Raw genomic sequence first — 15,847 nt, 5'->3', positions numbered from 1 at the left:
TAACGCCATGTAGGTTATGACCGAAGTTATTGATTATCTGTGTATGGTCTGGGTTCTATCCGGACCTACGGATACTATTTTAATAGGGACTTCCAATTCTTTTTCTAAGAAATCGATATAAGCATTTAGCGAATCTGGCAATTGCCCTGCTTTGGTCATTTTTGTCAAATCTTCATCCCATCCCTTCATTTCTGTGTATATAGGAGTTACATTTTCTGCTTCAATGTTATAAGGTAAATGGTCTATGGTGTCACCCTTGTAATTATAGGCCGTACAAATCTTTAATTTTTTAAATCCACTTAAAACGTCACCTTTCATCATCATGAGTTCAGTGACGCCATTAATTCTAACTGCATATTTTAAAGCGACAAGGTCTAACCAACCACATCTTCTTGGTCTTCCTGTAGTTGCTCCAAATTCATTTCCTACTTTTCCCATAGTCGCACCATCATCATCGAACAATTCTGTGGGGAAAGGGCCACTACCCACACGGGTGGCGTAGGCTTTGAAGATACCTTTTACCTCGCCAATTTGGTTAGGGGCTACCCCTAGACCGGTACAAGCACCGGCGGCGGTAGTATTCGATGAGGTTACATATGGGTAGGTTCCAAAATCAATATCCAGCAAAGAGCCTTGGGCGCCCTCGGCCAGTATTTTCTTTCCGGATTTTTGAGCTTGGTAAAGGTACTCTTCGCTGTCAATGAAGGTCAATGCTTTGAGCTCTTCCACAGCGCTAAAGAAATCAGCCTCTAGCTCCGCTAGATCATACTGGATATCAACATCATAGAACCCAATCATCGCCTCATGCTTATTGGCCAGGGAACGGTATTTTTCTCTCCAATCACTTAGTTCCAAATCACCTACCCGCATACCGTTTCGGCCGGTCTTGTCCATGTAAGTTGGACCAATTCCCTTTAATGTAGAGCCAATTTTGGCTTTTCCTTTCGCTGCTTCCGAAGCTGCATCTAAAAGACGATGGGTCGGTAATATTAAATGGGCTTTACGAGAAATAAGTAAAATAGATTTAATATCTAATTTAAAATCTTTTAACGCATCTAATTCTTTTTTGAAAATAACGGGGTCAATAACTACACCATTACCAACTACATTGGTTGCATTTTTGTGAAAAATCCCAGAGGGGATAGTATGTAAAACATGTTTTATTCCATCAAACTCTAAGGTATGACCCGCATTGGGACCGCCTTGAAAGCGCGCAATTATATCATAGTTTTTAGTTAATACATCAACAATTTTCCCTTTTCCTTCGTCACCCCACTGTAGGCCTAACAATAAATCTACTGCCATTTAAAATATACTTGGTTAGTCGTTCGTTTTTTCTGTTTTATTTTTTGTTCCGTAGAAGTATAGTGAGTGTGTATTGATTTTTATATCGAACACTTCTTCTATCGTCTTTTTTATGGATTGTATGCGTGGGTCACAGAACTCCATGACCTCGCCGGTATCCGTGAGAATTACATGATCATGTTGTCTATCAAAATAAGATTTTTCATATTGTGCCTGATTTTTCCCAAATTGATGCTTTCGAACCAATTTGCAATCTAATAATAGCTCAATAGTATTATAAAGGGTAGCTCTACTTACACGGTAGTTTTTATTCTTCATTTTGATGTAGAGCGACTCTATATCAAAGTGATCTTCACTTTCGTAAATTTCTTGGAGTATAGCGTAACGTTCGGGTGTTTTTCTGTGCCCGTTATCTTCTAAAAAGCTAGTAAATACGTTTTTTACAATTTCTTGGTTCTTATCGGAAGCCATATATATTGCCTTAATGTGCAAATGTACATTTAAATTTTATTTCCTTTCCTAAAGTCGACCCACTTTGTCAATACCATTAATCTGCTTTAGATTATCTATCAGTTTTTGCAAAATATGATTGTTCTTAACGACCACCGTTATACGTCCTGTAAAGGTTCCACCATCCGTACTAAAGTTAAGATTTCGCATGTTTACATGCATATTTCCAGAAATAACTTCTGTTATTTCGCTTACTAATCCTAGATTGTCTATTCCCGTGAGCTGGATGTCTACTTTAAACTCTTCCTGTGTGGAGTCTACCCATTTTGCGCTTATAATTCTATAAGCATAGTTAGATTGTAACGAAATAGCGTTAGGGCAGTTCTTTTTATGCACTTTTATACCTTCTGAAACACTTACAAAACCAAAAACCTCATCTCCAGGAATAGGATTACAGCATTGAGAAAGTTTGTAATCTAATTTTTCTTCTTCCTTTCCAAATACCAACATATCGTATTTGGAAGTTATTTCTTCTTTATTGACGTCTTCTGGCGCAGGGGTTCTTCTGATTTTATTTTTGAAGAAACTTATGAAAGCATTATTGTAATTAGATGCAAAATCTTTTAGCATCTGATTGTCAATTGACCCCATGCCTACACGATAAAAAAGGTCTAAACTGGTCTTTAACTTAAAAAAGGTAACCATTTTATTCACGGAATCCTCGTTCAAGTTAATTTTTTGAGACTTCAACTTTCGTCGTAACGTCTCTTTTCCTTCTTCCGCAATGGATTTTTTCTCCTCTCTTAAGACGGATTTAATTTTAGATCTTGCTCTGGCCGTAGTTGCATAATCGAGCCAGTTTTGATTTGGTTTCGCTTGGTTAGATGTTATGATTTCTAGTCTGTCCCCACTATTAAGTGTAGTGTTCAATGGAACTAATTTCCCGTTCACTTTTGCGCCACGGGTACGCATCCCTACTTCTGTATGTATACTGAAGGCAAAATCTAATGGAGTAGCGCCTTTTGGTAAAGATTTTAATTCTCCCTTGGGGGTAAAAACGAATATTTCTTTAGAGTAAAGGTTTAGTTTAAATTCCTCTACAAAGTCTACTGCGTTGGTGTTGGCGTTTTCCAAAGCTTCTTGGAGTTTATTGAGCCAAACTTCTATACCCTGTTCTTTTTGGTTACCATGTTTGTATTTAAAATGTGCCGCGTATCCTTTTTCTGCAATTTCATGCATACGTTCGCTGCGTATCTGAACTTCTACCCATTTTCCTTCGGGGCCCATAACGGTTATGTGAAGTGCTTCGTAGCCCGTTGATTTTGGTGATGATATCCAATCTCTTAGTCGTACCGGGTTAGGGGTAAAGTGATCCGTAACAATGGAATATATTTTCCAGGCTAAAAACTTTTCGTTCTGTGCATCCGATTTGTAAATGATGCGTATAGCAAACTTGTCATAGATTTCTTCATAGCTTACGTTTTGGGCTTTCATCTTACGCCGCATGGAAAAAATTGATTTCATTCGGCCCTTTATGGAATAGTTCAATCCTTCTTTCTTCAAGGAATTGTCTATCACTTCCGCAAAAGAATCAATATATGCCTGTTGCTCCTCTTTACTATCTTCAATTTTACTTTTTATAGCGTTATAAACCTCTGGTTCTGTATATTTTAAGCTTAAGTCCTCTAACTCCGTCTTAATGTTATAAAGCCCGATTCTATGCGCTAAGGGTGCATAAATGTATAGGGTTTCAGAAGAGATTTTAACCTGTTTATGCTCTGGCATGGAGTCCATGGTAAGCATGTTATGATACCTATCCGCTATTTTGATTATGATAACGCGTACATCATCATTAAGGGTAAGTAGCATTTTTCTGAAGTTCTCCGCTTGCTGGGAGATATTCATGTCCTTTTTTAGGTGGGATATTTTTGTTAGGCCATCGACAATTCTTGCTACCGTTTCTCCAAACATGCGATCAATATCGTCTAAGGTATAGTCGGTGTCCTCAACTACGTCGTGAAGAAGTGCAGAGGCAATGGAAACAGCATCTAATCCAATTTCGGAGGCTACAATTTTTGCCACGGCGATAGGATGAAAAATATAGGCTTCTCCGGACTTTCTACGCTGTTCTTTGTGGGCATCTACCGCAATCTCAAAAGCGCTGCGAATAAGTTTTTTATCCTCATCCGACAGTGTTTGGTAACTAATGCGTAACAATTCCTTGTATTGCTTAGCAATTAATTTGTTTTCTTCTTCTATAGCGGCTTGTGTCATTCTAGAATAAAATTAACACAATATAAGCTGCTATACAACAAAAACTAAGCCTTTAAATTCCTGATTCTATCTATTAACGGAGGGTGGGAATAGTGCATGAAAACATATGCAGGGTGCGGGGTTAAATTGCTTAGACTATTCTTGGATAGCTTTTTTAAAGAGGTCACTAGCGGTAGTGCTGCAAAAGTGTTTTTAGCGTAGTCATCTGCTTGATATTCGAACTTTCTGGAAAAGTGGTTCATGAGTAACCCTGTGATTTCTGAAAAAGGACTGTATAGTATTCCAAACCCTATTAATGCCGCATGAAAACTAGGTCTGTCAACGCCTATAGCTAAAGATATGTCTGGATTATTGATGAACAGGGAAAGAATGAACAGCATGATGCCCGTGAGCAGGATAGAAGTGATTAAATTGAAGATGATATGCTTTTTTTTGTAATGACCTACCTCATGGGCCAGAACAGCGACTATTTCGTCCTCATCTAAATCTTTGATTAACGTATCGTATAAAGTTACCCGCTTCTCTTTGCCAAATCCAGAGAAATAAGCATTGGCTTTTGTAGATCTTTTAGAACCGTTTATGACAAATATATTTTGGAGGTCAAAACCCACATTTTGCGCATAACGTTCTATCTTTTCTTTTAAACTTCCGTTCGGTAAAGGCTCTTGTTTGTTGAATAGCGGGACGATTAGTTTGCTGTAGAATAGGTTCATGAACAGGGTGAAAACTGCAATCAATACCCAAGTATATAACCAGAAGTTTTTTCCAGCGAATTGAAAGAACCATAGTACTAAAGCCAGTAAGGGACCTCCGATAATAATGGTCATTGCCCAGCCTTTTATTTTGTCAAGAATAAAGGTTTTGGCCGTAGTTTTATTAAATCCGAATTTTTCTTCGATTACAAAAGTTTGATAAACCCCAAAAGGAGTACTTAGGATATCACTGCCGATCATAATGATGCCGAAAAATAAAAGTGCCTGGAGTATGGGGTTTTGAGTGTTCTCCATTACAAAATTATCTACCCACCCAAAACCACCAAGAATTAGGAATACGAGAATTAATGTCAATGAAAAAATCGATGTAAATATGCCAAATCTATAATTGGTCAATTTATAGGATTGCGATTTTTTGTATTCTTCCTGGTTATACACATCCTTTAAATCTTCAGGAACTTCATCTTTAAAATGTCTGGAATTTAAATAGTTCAAAGTGGTAGAAACTAAAAATTCAAAAACGAGTATTCCTAAAATGCAATAAAAAACAAAGGAGTTATTCATAGGTTGGGTTGAACTTAGAGAGCAAACGCCAGATTAGCTCTTTTGTTGTCACTTAGCTTTTACGTTGTCTTTTGGCTTCAAAGATAAGTATTGCCGCGGATACCGATACATTCATGGAGTCTATATGGCCTTCCATGGGTATAATAATATTTTGAGTAGACTGTTCTAGCCAAATATCACTTAACCCACTGTTCTCTGTACCTACGACTATGGCGGTGGGTTTTTTATAATTAATTAAGGAGTAGTCTTTGGAGGCCGTCAGCGCAGCGCAATAGATATCAATTTCATGATTCTTTAAATAACCAATTAGTTCGGAAGAAGTACCTGTTGCAATAGTACCCGTAAAAACACAGCCTACACTAGAACGTATAATATTAGGATTATACAGGTCCGTTTTAGGATTGGCAATAAGCACCGCATCTAAATTGGCCGCGTCCGCTGTTCTTAGTAAAGCTCCTATGTTTCCGGGTTTTTCCGGAGCCTCTGCAACTAAAATAAGTGGATTTTTAGTTTTCAGTTTTAGCTGTGAAAGATTATGTGATTTCGCCTTTGTGATAGCAACGATACCCTCGGTGGTATTTCGATATGCTATTTTATCATAAACCTCCTGTGTAACTCCGATTAAAATGGTATTGTTATAAAGATTAAAGTTATCCTTGAGTGTACTAATCGTTACAAGCTTCTCGTTATATAAAACCGTCTTTATATCATAATTTCCTTGTTGGGCCAGTTCTAACTCCCTTTTGCCTTCCAAAATAAAAAGCCCCGTTTTTTTACGTTCCTTTGATTTGTCACGCAAGAGAACTATCTTTTTGACCAAGGTATTCTGCGCACTGGAGATATGTTTAGTTTCTAGCATGGGTTGTAAAAATAATGGAATATGTTAAGTATTTTGGAAAGTGCCGACAGATGTTCAAATAAAAAAATCCGACCAACATGAAAAAATTAGTAATACTTGTACTATTTACGGTTTCGTTATCCTGCAAAGAACAGGTAAAACCACAGGAAAAATTGGAGCAGCAAAAAGAGCAAATTGTTGTTTCTAATGATTTCCCGGAAGAATTAGAAAAAATCTTTGACGCCCATGGCGGCTTTGCCATATGGCGAAAACAAAAAACTTTAGTTTTTGATTTACCCAAACCCAAGGCACGAGAAACACATACCATAGACCTTATCTCACGTAAGGATAAGGTCACTACAGCCAATTATTCTATGGGTTTTGATGGAGAAGGTGTTTGGTTGTTAGATGCTGATAAAACCTATAAAGGAGATCCTATTTTTTATCATAATTTGATGTTCTATTTTTATGCGATGCCCTTTGTATTGGCAGATGATGGAATTAATTATGCAGCCACTGAAAATCTAGAATATGAGGGTGTTTCGTATCCAGGTATCCGTATAAGCTATGATAATGGCATTGGCGTCTCTTCAAAAGATGAGTATTACCTTCATTACCACCCAGAGACTTTTAAAATGCAATGGCTGGGTTATACCGTTACCTACCGTAGTGGTGAAGTTTCCGATAATGTAAAATGGATTCGCTATTCCGATTGGATGGATGTCAATGGACTTTTACTTCCCAAAGCGATAACGTGGTATAATTACGAGGGTAGCACTATCAAAGAAGAGAAAAGCACGGTAACTTTTGAAAATATGACCTTAAGTGACACAAAGAAAGAAGTTGGTTTTTATCAAAAACCTGAAGCCGCATCTTTTGTTATTAAGGAATAGTCGTAGGCCGAATAGGGTTCAAAATTTAACTTAAAAAAAGGTTAAATGAATTCCATAAGAAATCATATCTTAAAATATTATAAGTACCTTAGAAGCTCTTGTGTATGCAAGGGCTTTTATTTTATACCGCTATTTCCTTTTCATCGGAAATGTAGATAAGACCAAGGTACTAATCTAACACTTATTACTATGCCAACTTACAATTTAAAGATTAACGGGAAATCCCAAGAATTTGAGGCTTCCGACGATATGCCGCTGTTGTGGGCCTTACGCGACCAATTGAATATGGTCGGGACTAAATTTGGATGTGGAATAGGCCAATGTGGAGCCTGTACCGTACATATAGATGGTAATGCTACCCGTAGTTGTCAGCTCACTGTTTCGCAATTGGACGGAAAAGAAATTACTACCATAGAAGGACTTTCGGAAGATGGTTCTCACCCTGTACAGGAAGCTTGGAAGAAAATCGATGTACCGCAATGTGGCTACTGTCAGGCCGGTCAGATTATGACGGCATCAGCATTTTTAGACAAAAATCCCAACCCTTCAAGTAAGGAAATTAGAGGAGCTATGCACGGTAATATTTGTCGCTGTGCGTCCTACAACAGAATTGAAAAAGCGGTTGCGATGGCAGCTGAAAACAAACCGACCTAATCTAAAAAATCGTAAATCATGTCAACAATAATACCATCAAAATTTAGTAGAAGGTCTTTTTTAAGAACTTCCTCCTTGGCAAGTGGCGGAATGCTTATTGGGTTTAACTTATTTACAGCTTGTAAGGATAATGTGAAAATGCCAGTAGATATAGCTTCGTTAGATTATAACGATTTTAATGCGTTCATCAAAATATCAAAAGAAAGTATGGTAACCATATTTTCTCCCAACCCAGAAATAGGCCAGGGTGTTAAAACGGCAATGCCCATGCTTATAGCCGAAGAGCTGGATGTACCCTGGGAAAATGTAAATGTAGTACAAGGTGCTTTGGATACTAAGAACTTTACGAGACAGGTTGCTGGTGGGAGTCAGTCCATTCGCTTTGGATGGGATGCGCTTAGGGAAACAGGTGCATCTGCACGTCAGATTTTGGTTAATGCTGCCGCGGCGCGTTGGGGAGTAGACCCTACTGAATGTTCCGCTAAGCTAGGGGTCATAACAAATGCAAAAGGAGAAACCCTAAGCTATGGCGATGTAGCCAATGAAGCCGCTATTCTTGAGAACGAAAGAGCTAACAGTTATGCTGAAATTGCCGAAGGAGAAGAAAATGAAGTGGCAAAAGAGAAAATTGTTTTGAAGGACCCAAAGGATTTTACGATAATAGGTACCGATAGGGGTAATGTAGATATCGATAAAATTGTTACGGGAAAACCACTTTTTGGTTTGGATTATAACAAGGAGGGAATGGTGTATGCTACCATATTAAGACCTCCTGCATTTGGACAAGTATTGGAATCTTTTGATGCATCCGAAGCCAAAGCCATACCTGGTGTTATAGATGTAATTACCATAGGTAAGAAAGCAAAAAAACTATTGCAAGCAAAAGAATTGAGCTGGACGGTTAAATTACCGCCTTCAGAAAAGGTTGTGGTAATTGCCGAAAATACATGGGCTGCCATTAAGGCTAAAAAAATCATTAAAGCTGTATGGTCAGATAGTGCTCCATTAGAGAGTACAGCAGCTCATGATAAAATTCTTACAGGTCTATTAGATGGAAAAGAATTTAAAACATTACGTAAAGACGGAAACGTTGCGAAGGCATTTGCCTCAGCAGATACTATCTTAGAACGTACGTATGAATCTCCATTCCTACCCCATAATACTATGGAACCTATGAATTTCTTTGCGGATGTAACCGAAGATAAAATCCATTTGGTTGGTCCTGTACAAACGCCAGCGGATGCTGCGACAACAGTAGCGGAGTTATTGGGGCGCAGTGTTGATGAGGTGCATTTGGAAATGACAAGAATGGGTGGTGGCTTTGGAAGACGTCTTTATGGTGACTTTGTTTATGAAGCCGCTGAAATTTCGGACGCTATCGGAAAACCGGTTAAAATGGTTTCTACAAGAGAGGATGATATGACAACAGGTGTATATCGCCCTGCAATAAAATATAGAATTAAGGCAAGCGTTAAAGATGGTGAAATCACAGGGTATCAATTAAAAGAGGCTGCCGTAAACGGGAATATGTACGGTCTTATACCCAATTTCTTTCCAGCTGGGGCTATTGAAAATTACCAGGTAGATGTAGCTAGTTATAACAGTAATATTTCAACGGGAGCATGGCGAGCACCATACACCAATTTTTTATCTTATGCGGAACAGACTTTTTTGGATGAACTCGCTGAATTAATCGAAAAAGATCCTGTGAAAATGCGCATGGATTTATTGGAAAAAGTTAAGGGCACTACCGACGACCGTATTCAGTATTCTGCAGAACGCCTGCAAGAGGTTTTAAAATTAGCCGCTGAAAAATCTGGTTATGGAACGGATAAGGAGGGCGTTTTTCAAGGCATTTGTGCCTATTATTGTCATAATACCCATGTTGCAGAGGTTGCGGATGTAGTCATGGAGGGAAACACTCCGGTTGTGAAAAAGATAACGGTCGCTGTAGATTGTGGAATTGTCGTGAATCCGTTAGGAGCTTTAAATCAAATTGAGGGTGGTGCTATTGATGGCGTGGGTCATGCCATGTATGGAGATTTTTCCTTTGAACAAGGAAAACCGCAAAGTAATAATTTTGATGGGTATCGATTGATAAGGATGAACGAAACTCCTCTAGTGGAGACTCATTTTGTCAAAAACACCTTAAGTCCCACAGGACTTGGAGAACCTGCATTGCCACCGGCAGGAGCCGCCGTGGCTATTGCAATCAAAAAAGCTACTGGTGCTAGATTGTATAAGCAACCTTTTGTGGCAAACATGAACACTAAACCAATTCTTGGATAATATGGAGGTTTTATTTTTCGGCATTGCTAGAGATATCGTTGGCGCCTCCCAAATGGCATTTTCATCAGAATCTAGTACTCCGGAAACTGTAGGAGCGTTAAAAGAACATTTAGTAGATACTTATCCTGAATTTTCTCGATTAACAACCTTGGCCATAGCCGTAAATAGTGAATATGCCCAAGATAACGTACCTTTGAAAAGGAATGATGAAGTAGCTGTTATTCCCCCAGTAAGTGGAGGCTAATGAAGAAGCGAATAGAAATTGTAGATCACATTGATACTTCCCAAGTGTATGCCGATTTATCGGACCCACAGAGTGGAGGTATTTGTGTTTTTATAGGTGCCGTAAGAGAGTTTACCCAAGACGAGGAGGTTATTGCGTTAGAATTTGAAACGTATAAAACAATGGCCTTAAAAGAAATGGAAAAAATTGCGGATAATGCTATGGAGAAGTGGAGCCTGAACAAAATAGTAATGAAACATGCCGTAGGTAACAAGGGTGTGGAAGAACCTGTGGTAATTGTGGGTGCATCATCTGCGCATCGTTCCGCTTGTTTTGAGGCGTGTCGGTTTTTAATAGACACCTTAAAAGAGACAGTTCCTATCTGGAAAAAAGAAATGTTTAAAAATAAAACGGTTTGGGTATCTGCCCATCCTTAAAATTGAATTGCCCTACATATTAGGGCATCAGTGCAGGATTATGTTAGTAGACAATCATAACAGAACTATTAATTATTTGCGTTTAGCGGTGACCGATAGGTGTAATTTACGTTGCAACTATTGCATGCCCTCAGAGGGTATTAATTTTGCTAAAAACGATAAACTCTTTACCATAGAAGAATTAACGAAACTTAGTGCCATTATGGTTGCGCAGGGTATTGATAAAATCCGAATTACGGGAGGAGAACCTTTTGTGCGAAAAGATCTCATGGTATTGCTCACGCAGTTAGCCAGCATGGACGGTCTTGAAGACATTTCCATTACTACAAATGCTACATTAATAGGCCCTTATATTGATGAACTAAAGGAGTTGGGTATTAAAAATATTAATGTTAGTCTTGATGCAATTGATAAAGCTACTTTTGAACGTATTACAAGAAGAAATCAATACGATGTGGTTCATAATAACCTTATACGTTTAATCACGGAAGGTTTTAATGTTAGAATAAATTTTATTGCCCTGGATGGTCAAAATACGCAAGATATTTTACCAATTCTGGAGCTGACCAAGCACTACAACGTAGCAGTGCGTTATCTAGAAGAAATGCCGTTCAATGGCGGTACCAAGTCCTTCAATACCATAGCGTGGGATTATAGACGTATTCTAGAGCATATCAAAGAAGCCCATCCCAACTATTATAAACTAGAATCACCGAAAACATCGACTTCTATCAATTATAAAATTCCTGGTTTCAAGGGCTCTTTTGGTGTTATTCCGTCATTTAGTAGAACGTTTTGTGGAAGCTGTAATCGTCTGCGTATTTCTGCTACAGGAGATGTTATTACTTGTCTTTACGCCAAGGCTAGTGCCAACCTTAGAGATATTATGAGAGCAGCTAATTCCCAAGAAAACATAAAAAATGAAATTTTAAAGGCTGTTGGTAATAGGGCTAAGACTGGTTTTGAGGCTCAAGAAAAATACAAAAATGTATTTTCTAATTCTATGACATCAATAGGAGGTTAATCATGAAAAATCTATCGCATATAAACGAGGAGGGAAATGCCGTAATGGTAGATGTTTCCGATAAGACGGTATCGTCTAGAATAGCTGTTGCTAGTGGAAAAGTAGTTTTTCCCGCTGCCGTATTTCAAACGCTTTCCAAACAAGAATTCTTGGGTAAAAAAGGCAGTATCGTTCAGACAGCGGTAATAGCAGGTATTCAAGGTGTTAAAAAGACATCTGAGCTCATACCGCTTTGCCATCAAATTAATCTGACAAAAATAAATGTGGATATCGTACCAGGTGATAATGAATTTCTTATCAACTGTACCGTTAAGTGTAATGGAAAAACAGGAGTAGAAATGGAGGCCTTGACCGGTGTTTCTGTTGCTGCGCTTACCATATACGACATGTGCAAGGCATTATCTCAAGATATTATAATTTCAAGTCTACAGTTAGAACAAAAAAAAGGAGGGAAAAATGATTTCCAGCGCTAAAATTTATGGTCTTGTTCTTTCTGGCGGTAAAAGCACCCGAATGGGAGAGGATAAAGGCTTAATATCCTATCATGGTATCCCACAGAGAGACCATCTGTACCAATTGCTCAACCAAGTCTGTGACATTACATATCTAAGTATTAGAGAAGATCAAAAAGAAGAAATTGCAGCTGAGGTTAATACTATAGTTGATAAAAATGAGTACCGTGGACCTTATAACGGTTTACTCTCTGCACATAAGACTTTTCCAGATGTTGCTTGGTTAGTATTGGCTTGCGATCTTCCTCTTATTGATAGGGAGTCCTTAAAAGATTTAATTAATGCCCGTGATGCGTCTAAAATGGCAACGGCTTTTGCAAATGCTGAAAACCCACTTCCAGAACCGCTTTGTGCGTTATGGGAACCAAAGGCCTTAAGCACCTCGTTGTCTTATTTGGAGGAGGGTAATGGCACTTGTCCTAGAAAATTTCTAATTAATAATGAGGTGAAATTGGTATTCCCAAAACGAAAGGAAGTATTACTCAATGCTAATTCTAAATTGGAATATGAAACGGCACTTGAAAAGCTGCGTTATGACTAGTGCTTACCGTTATCATAGACAAACAATCCTTAAAGGATTTGGTGAGGAAGGCCAACAAAAACTAACAGCGGCCAAGGTGCTGGTTATTGGTGCCGGTGGTTTGGGAATTCCTGTATTAACCTATTTGAATGCGATGGGCGTTGGCACTTTAGGTATAGTGGATAAGGACCATATAGCACTATCAAATTTACACAGACAGGTGTTGTACACCGAAAATATGGTTGGACAGTCAAAAGCTGAGTTCGCCAAAAAACAACTAGAAAGCCAAAATTCTAATACACAAATAGTTGCTTATAAAACATTTTTGGATACCTCTAATGCACTAGAAATAATTAGTAATTATGACGTAGTAGTGGATGCAACAGATAATTTTCCTACGCGTTACCTTATTAATGACGCCTGTATTTTGTTAAAGAAACCATTTGTTTATGGGGCCTTACACGGTTTTGAAGGTCAGGTTAGTGTTTTTAACTATGAAAACGGACCAACCTATCGCTGCTTATTTCCTACGATGCCAAAGGCAGATGAGGTACCCAATTGTAACGAGCATGGTGTTTTAGGAATACTCCCCGGTATAGTGGGTAATCTACAAGCGCTAGAAACCATAAAGGTCATTACAGGTATCGGAGCTGTTTTATCTGGAAGTTTGCTTTTATATGATGGGCTTAAACAACATTTTCAAAAAATGAAGTTTGAGCTTAACCCTAAAAATTTAACGATAACCGATTTGATGCATAGTTATGCTTTTGACTGTGAAGTACAAGGTAAAACTATGGCTGCTGCCAACATTACAGACTTGCTCAAGGATAATACAATCAGTTTTTTAGATGTAAGGACAACGGCGGAGTACGCAGAAAATCATTTAAAGAATTCAACGAATATTCCATTAGATGAATTAGCGGTAAAAGCACAGGACTTAAATTTAAGCCAAGTGACTTACCTCATTTGCCAATCTGGTATCCGAAGCCAGAAAGCAGCTATAGTATTGCAGGAGCTATTTCCTGAAAAAGATTTTATACAAGTAGAAGGCGGCATGAATAAGATAGATACCTATGCAAATACCCATTGAAAGTCTTGTAGTGTTGTGCCTAGGTTTTTTTGTGATTGCCACTTTATATTCCGCAGTGGGCTTTGGTGGTGGGTCTAGTTATTTAGCTTTGCTTACCATTTTTCTATCGAGCTTTTTTGCCATAAGGTCTATTGCATTGGTATGTAATTTAATAGTGGTTTCAGGAAGTACGTATCTGTATTTTAAAAAAAACCACGCCACTTTAAGCGATTTTCTCCCTTTCGTAATTACCAGTATTCCTTTAGCTTTCCTTGGGGCTTCCTTTCGGCTAAAAGAAAATATTTTTTTTATGATATTGGGAGTTTCACTAATGGTGTCCGCGGTGTCCTTGGCGCTTCAAACTTATCAATGGCAAGAAACAGAAACAACTACCTATCCTAAAAAATTAAATTATTTTTTAGGTGGTGGAATTGGTTTTTTGTCTGGACTCGTCGGTATTGGAGGTGGAATTTTTTTGGCTCCTATTTTAAATCATTTGCGTTGGAATAAAGCGATAAAAATTGCTGCCCTAGCTAGTTTCTTTATTTTGGTGAATTCTGTATCAGGGCTAATGGGCTTACTATATAGTGGTACTTTAGAATTACCATGGATAGAAACGCTTTGTTTGGCAGCAACTGTTTTAATTGGAGGGCAACTGGGCATTCGTATCAGTTTAAAGCGGTTATCCACAAAGGGAATAAAACGTATTACGGCACTATTGGTGCTTATTGTAGGTTTAAGGGTTTTACTAATTAATGGATTGGAAATATAGTTATGATACCATTTAAAGAAGCGTATAATAAAGTGCTTTCTTATCCGATAGATTTGGGAGTGGAAGTGGTAAGCCTAATGAATAGTTCTGGTAGAATTTTAGCTGAAAATATTAAAGCTGATCGTGATTTTCCGCCCTTCAACAGGGTTACTAAGGATGGTATTGCCATCTCATATGCTGCTCTTGCAAATGGTGTTGCAAAGTTTAGGATTGAAGGAATTGCGAGCGCAGGAATGCAGCAACAGCAGTTACAAGACCAAACTGCATGTTTAGAAGTCATGACGGGCGCTGTATTGCCTTTAGGAACCGATACAGTAATTATGTATGAGCATATTACTATAACTAAGGGATGGGTAGTAATTGATAAAACGGTTACAAAAGGGCAAAATATTCATTACAAAGGAAGTGATGAAACTCAAGGTGCAGAGATTTTAAAGAAAGGTCAAAAGATTACACCTGCTGAAATAGGTGTGATGGCTTCCGTTGGTGCGGATAAGGTTCAGGTACAAGCTTTGCCTAAGGTGTGCACTATTTCAACTGGAAATGAATTAGTCAATGTTGCTGAAACTCCAAAACCACATCAGATTAGAAAATCGAACAGTATTACATTACAGGTTGCGCTGTCTAAGCTAGGAATAGCTGCTTCTGCATTGCATCTAAAGGATGAGAAGCCTGCTATAAAAGAAGGTTTGGAAAAAGCTTTGCAAGCCAATGATGTTTTACTTTTAAGCGGCGGTGTTTCTAAAGGCAAGTACGATTTTATTCCGGAGGTAATGGATGCTTTGGGAGTGCAAAAAATATTTCATCGCGTAGCACAACGACCGGGAAAACCCTTTTGGTTTGGGTTTCATAAGGAACACAATACAGTAATTTTTTCCTTTCCAGGTAATCCGGTGTCAACATTTGCAAATTATCATATTTATTTTCTGCCTTGGCTAAGCACTTCTTGGAATGTTCCTGTAAATAGTAGTCCTATTCGGTTGAGCGAGGAACTTCAAATTAACCCACCGCTTACAAGGTTTATTCAGGTTAAAACCCATTGGAAAGATGGTGCCCTATATGCAACGCTTGTGGTTGAAAATGGCTCGGGGGATTTAACCAGTTTGGCAAAATCTGATGGTTTTATTTGTTTGGAGCCTAGAAAAGCCATTTATAAACTAGGGGAGCGGGTTATTTTCGTTCCCACAAGGTGAACTATACTAATTAGACTAATATTACGGTATTCTGTGTCTTGCTACTTGTTTTTTGTGATTTCGACATCTTTAAATCCATACTACTTGTTACATTCTTGGAAATCTACTCAATTAATT

16 protein-coding genes are annotated in these 15,847 nt (G+C 38.3%); 11 read left to right on the top strand and 5 right to left on the bottom strand.

Annotated elements, in window-relative coordinates; translation table 11 throughout:
• Window positions 1–33 precede the first annotated feature (33 nt).
• Genes SJY09_RS07035 through SJY09_RS07015 form a run of 5 tightly spaced genes read right to left on the bottom strand, consistent with a single transcriptional unit; the run spans window position 34 to window position 6,165 of the window.
• Window positions 34–1,305 carry an adenylosuccinate synthase gene (locus SJY09_RS07035; RefSeq protein WP_396638253.1) on the bottom strand — a complete coding sequence of 424 codons (1,272 nt, stop codon included), beginning with the start codon at window positions 1,303–1,305 and terminating at the stop codon, window positions 34–36.
• A 15-nt stretch (window positions 1,306–1,320) separates the two neighbouring features.
• Complete coding sequence (locus SJY09_RS07030; protein ID WP_396638252.1) at window positions 1,321–1,776, bottom strand: Fur family transcriptional regulator; 456 nt, start codon at window positions 1,774–1,776, stop codon at window positions 1,321–1,323.
• A 48-nt stretch (window positions 1,777–1,824) separates the two neighbouring features.
• Entirely contained in the window at window positions 1,825–4,029 is a 2,205-nt protein-coding gene (locus SJY09_RS07025; protein ID WP_396638251.1) for a RelA/SpoT family protein, read from the bottom strand.
• A 44-nt stretch (window positions 4,030–4,073) separates the two neighbouring features.
• Window positions 4,074–5,306: a M48 family metallopeptidase gene (locus tag SJY09_RS07020; protein ID WP_396638250.1), complete on the bottom strand. Its 1,233-nt coding sequence runs from the start codon at window positions 5,304–5,306 to the stop codon at window positions 4,074–4,076.
• A gap of 52 nt (window positions 5,307–5,358) precedes the next feature.
• The gene (locus SJY09_RS07015; RefSeq protein ID WP_396638249.1) at window positions 5,359–6,165 is read right to left on the bottom strand and encodes a TrmH family RNA methyltransferase; all 807 of its coding nucleotides are present in this window, start codon (window positions 6,163–6,165) and stop codon (window positions 5,359–5,361) included.
• Window positions 6,166–6,242: 77 nt separating this feature from the next.
• Here SJY09_RS07015 and SJY09_RS07010 point away from each other — a divergent pair, with 77 nt between their 5' ends.
• From SJY09_RS07010 to SJY09_RS06960, 11 genes are all read left to right on the top strand, one after another.
• Window positions 6,243–7,037 carry a hypothetical protein gene (locus tag SJY09_RS07010; RefSeq protein WP_396638248.1) on the top strand — a complete coding sequence of 265 codons (795 nt, stop codon included), beginning with the start codon at window positions 6,243–6,245 and terminating at the stop codon, window positions 7,035–7,037.
• A gap of 189 nt (window positions 7,038–7,226) precedes the next feature.
• Window positions 7,227–7,691, top strand: coding sequence for a (2Fe-2S)-binding protein (locus SJY09_RS07005; protein WP_396638247.1), 465 nt, complete (start codon window positions 7,227–7,229; stop codon window positions 7,689–7,691).
• Between the two features lie 18 nt (window positions 7,692–7,709).
• A complete protein-coding gene (locus SJY09_RS07000) occupies window positions 7,710–9,980 on the top strand; it encodes a molybdopterin cofactor-binding domain-containing protein (protein WP_396638246.1) in 2,271 nt (756 codons plus the stop codon).
• A 1-nt stretch (window position 9,981) separates the two neighbouring features.
• Window positions 9,982–10,224: a molybdopterin converting factor subunit 1 gene (gene moaD, locus SJY09_RS06995; RefSeq protein ID WP_396638245.1), complete on the top strand. Its 243-nt coding sequence runs from the start codon at window positions 9,982–9,984 to the stop codon at window positions 10,222–10,224.
• On the top strand, window positions 10,224–10,640 hold the full coding sequence (locus tag SJY09_RS06990; protein ID WP_396638244.1) for a molybdenum cofactor biosynthesis protein MoaE: 417 nt from the start codon (window positions 10,224–10,226) through the stop codon (window positions 10,638–10,640). Before moaD ends, SJY09_RS06990 begins: the two co-directional genes overlap by 1 nt.
• A 40-nt stretch (window positions 10,641–10,680) precedes the next feature.
• The gene (gene moaA, locus SJY09_RS06985; RefSeq protein WP_396638243.1) at window positions 10,681–11,664 is read left to right on the top strand and encodes a GTP 3',8-cyclase MoaA; all 984 of its coding nucleotides are present in this window, start codon (window positions 10,681–10,683) and stop codon (window positions 11,662–11,664) included.
• 2 nt (window positions 11,665–11,666) lie between these two features.
• Window positions 11,667–12,137, top strand: a complete 471-nt coding sequence (gene moaC, locus SJY09_RS06980; RefSeq protein WP_396638242.1) for a cyclic pyranopterin monophosphate synthase MoaC — start codon at window positions 11,667–11,669, stop codon at window positions 12,135–12,137.
• Window positions 12,121–12,717, top strand: a complete 597-nt coding sequence (locus SJY09_RS06975; RefSeq protein WP_396638241.1) for an NTP transferase domain-containing protein — start codon at window positions 12,121–12,123, stop codon at window positions 12,715–12,717. The genes moaC and SJY09_RS06975 overlap by 17 nt, the downstream gene beginning before the upstream one ends.
• Window positions 12,710–13,786 (top strand): molybdopterin-synthase adenylyltransferase MoeB, encoded by a 1,077-nt coding sequence (moeB, locus tag SJY09_RS06970; protein ID WP_396638240.1) that lies wholly within the window; start codon window positions 12,710–12,712, stop codon window positions 13,784–13,786. Before SJY09_RS06975 ends, moeB begins: the two co-directional genes overlap by 8 nt.
• Window positions 13,770–14,537, top strand: coding sequence for a sulfite exporter TauE/SafE family protein (locus SJY09_RS06965; RefSeq protein WP_396638239.1), 768 nt, complete (start codon window positions 13,770–13,772; stop codon window positions 14,535–14,537). Before moeB ends, SJY09_RS06965 begins: the two co-directional genes overlap by 17 nt.
• A gap of 2 nt (window positions 14,538–14,539) precedes the next feature.
• Window positions 14,540–15,730, top strand: a complete 1,191-nt coding sequence (locus SJY09_RS06960) for a molybdopterin molybdotransferase MoeA (RefSeq protein ID WP_396638238.1) — start codon at window positions 14,540–14,542, stop codon at window positions 15,728–15,730.
• Window positions 15,731–15,847 lie beyond the last annotated feature (117 nt).

The organism is Maribacter sp. R77961 (genome assembly GCF_044594925.1).
Lineage (GTDB): Bacteria > Bacteroidota > Bacteroidia > Flavobacteriales > Flavobacteriaceae > Maribacter.
The sequence above is the reverse complement of the archived record's forward strand: the minus strand, read 5'-3'. Positions and strand labels throughout refer to the sequence as shown.

What these genes read in the sequence shown, in the direction of transcription:
- SJY09_RS07000 (WP_396638246.1), top strand. Translation starts at nt 7,710, where the DNA reads ATGTCAACAATAATACCATCAAAATTTAGTAGAAGGTCTTTTTTAAGA.
- moaC (WP_396638242.1), top strand. Translation starts at nt 11,667, where the DNA reads ATGAAAAATCTATCGCATATAAACGAGGAGGGAAATGCCGTAATGGTA.
- SJY09_RS06960 (WP_396638238.1), top strand. Translation starts at nt 14,540, where the DNA reads ATGATACCATTTAAAGAAGCGTATAATAAAGTGCTTTCTTATCCGATA.
- moaA (WP_396638243.1), top strand. Translation starts at nt 10,681, where the DNA reads ATGTTAGTAGACAATCATAACAGAACTATTAATTATTTGCGTTTAGCG.
- SJY09_RS07025 (WP_396638251.1), bottom strand. Translation starts at nt 4,029, where the DNA reads ATGACACAAGCCGCTATAGAAGAAGAAAACAAATTAATTGCTAAGCAA.
- moaD (WP_396638245.1), top strand. Translation starts at nt 9,982, where the DNA reads ATGGAGGTTTTATTTTTCGGCATTGCTAGAGATATCGTTGGCGCCTCC.
- SJY09_RS06975 (WP_396638241.1), top strand. Translation starts at nt 12,121, where the DNA reads ATGATTTCCAGCGCTAAAATTTATGGTCTTGTTCTTTCTGGCGGTAAA.
- SJY09_RS06990 (WP_396638244.1), top strand. Translation starts at nt 10,224, where the DNA reads ATGAAGAAGCGAATAGAAATTGTAGATCACATTGATACTTCCCAAGTG.
- SJY09_RS07005 (WP_396638247.1), top strand. Translation starts at nt 7,227, where the DNA reads ATGCCAACTTACAATTTAAAGATTAACGGGAAATCCCAAGAATTTGAG.
- SJY09_RS07035 (WP_396638253.1), bottom strand. Translation starts at nt 1,305, where the DNA reads ATGGCAGTAGATTTATTGTTAGGCCTACAGTGGGGTGACGAAGGAAAA.
- SJY09_RS07015 (WP_396638249.1), bottom strand. Translation starts at nt 6,165, where the DNA reads ATGCTAGAAACTAAACATATCTCCAGTGCGCAGAATACCTTGGTCAAA.
- moeB (WP_396638240.1), top strand. Translation starts at nt 12,710, where the DNA reads ATGACTAGTGCTTACCGTTATCATAGACAAACAATCCTTAAAGGATTT.
- SJY09_RS07020 (WP_396638250.1), bottom strand. Translation starts at nt 5,306, where the DNA reads ATGAATAACTCCTTTGTTTTTTATTGCATTTTAGGAATACTCGTTTTT.
- SJY09_RS07030 (WP_396638252.1), bottom strand. Translation starts at nt 1,776, where the DNA reads ATGGCTTCCGATAAGAACCAAGAAATTGTAAAAAACGTATTTACTAGC.
- SJY09_RS06965 (WP_396638239.1), top strand. Translation starts at nt 13,770, where the DNA reads ATGCAAATACCCATTGAAAGTCTTGTAGTGTTGTGCCTAGGTTTTTTT.
- SJY09_RS07010 (WP_396638248.1), top strand. Translation starts at nt 6,243, where the DNA reads ATGAAAAAATTAGTAATACTTGTACTATTTACGGTTTCGTTATCCTGC.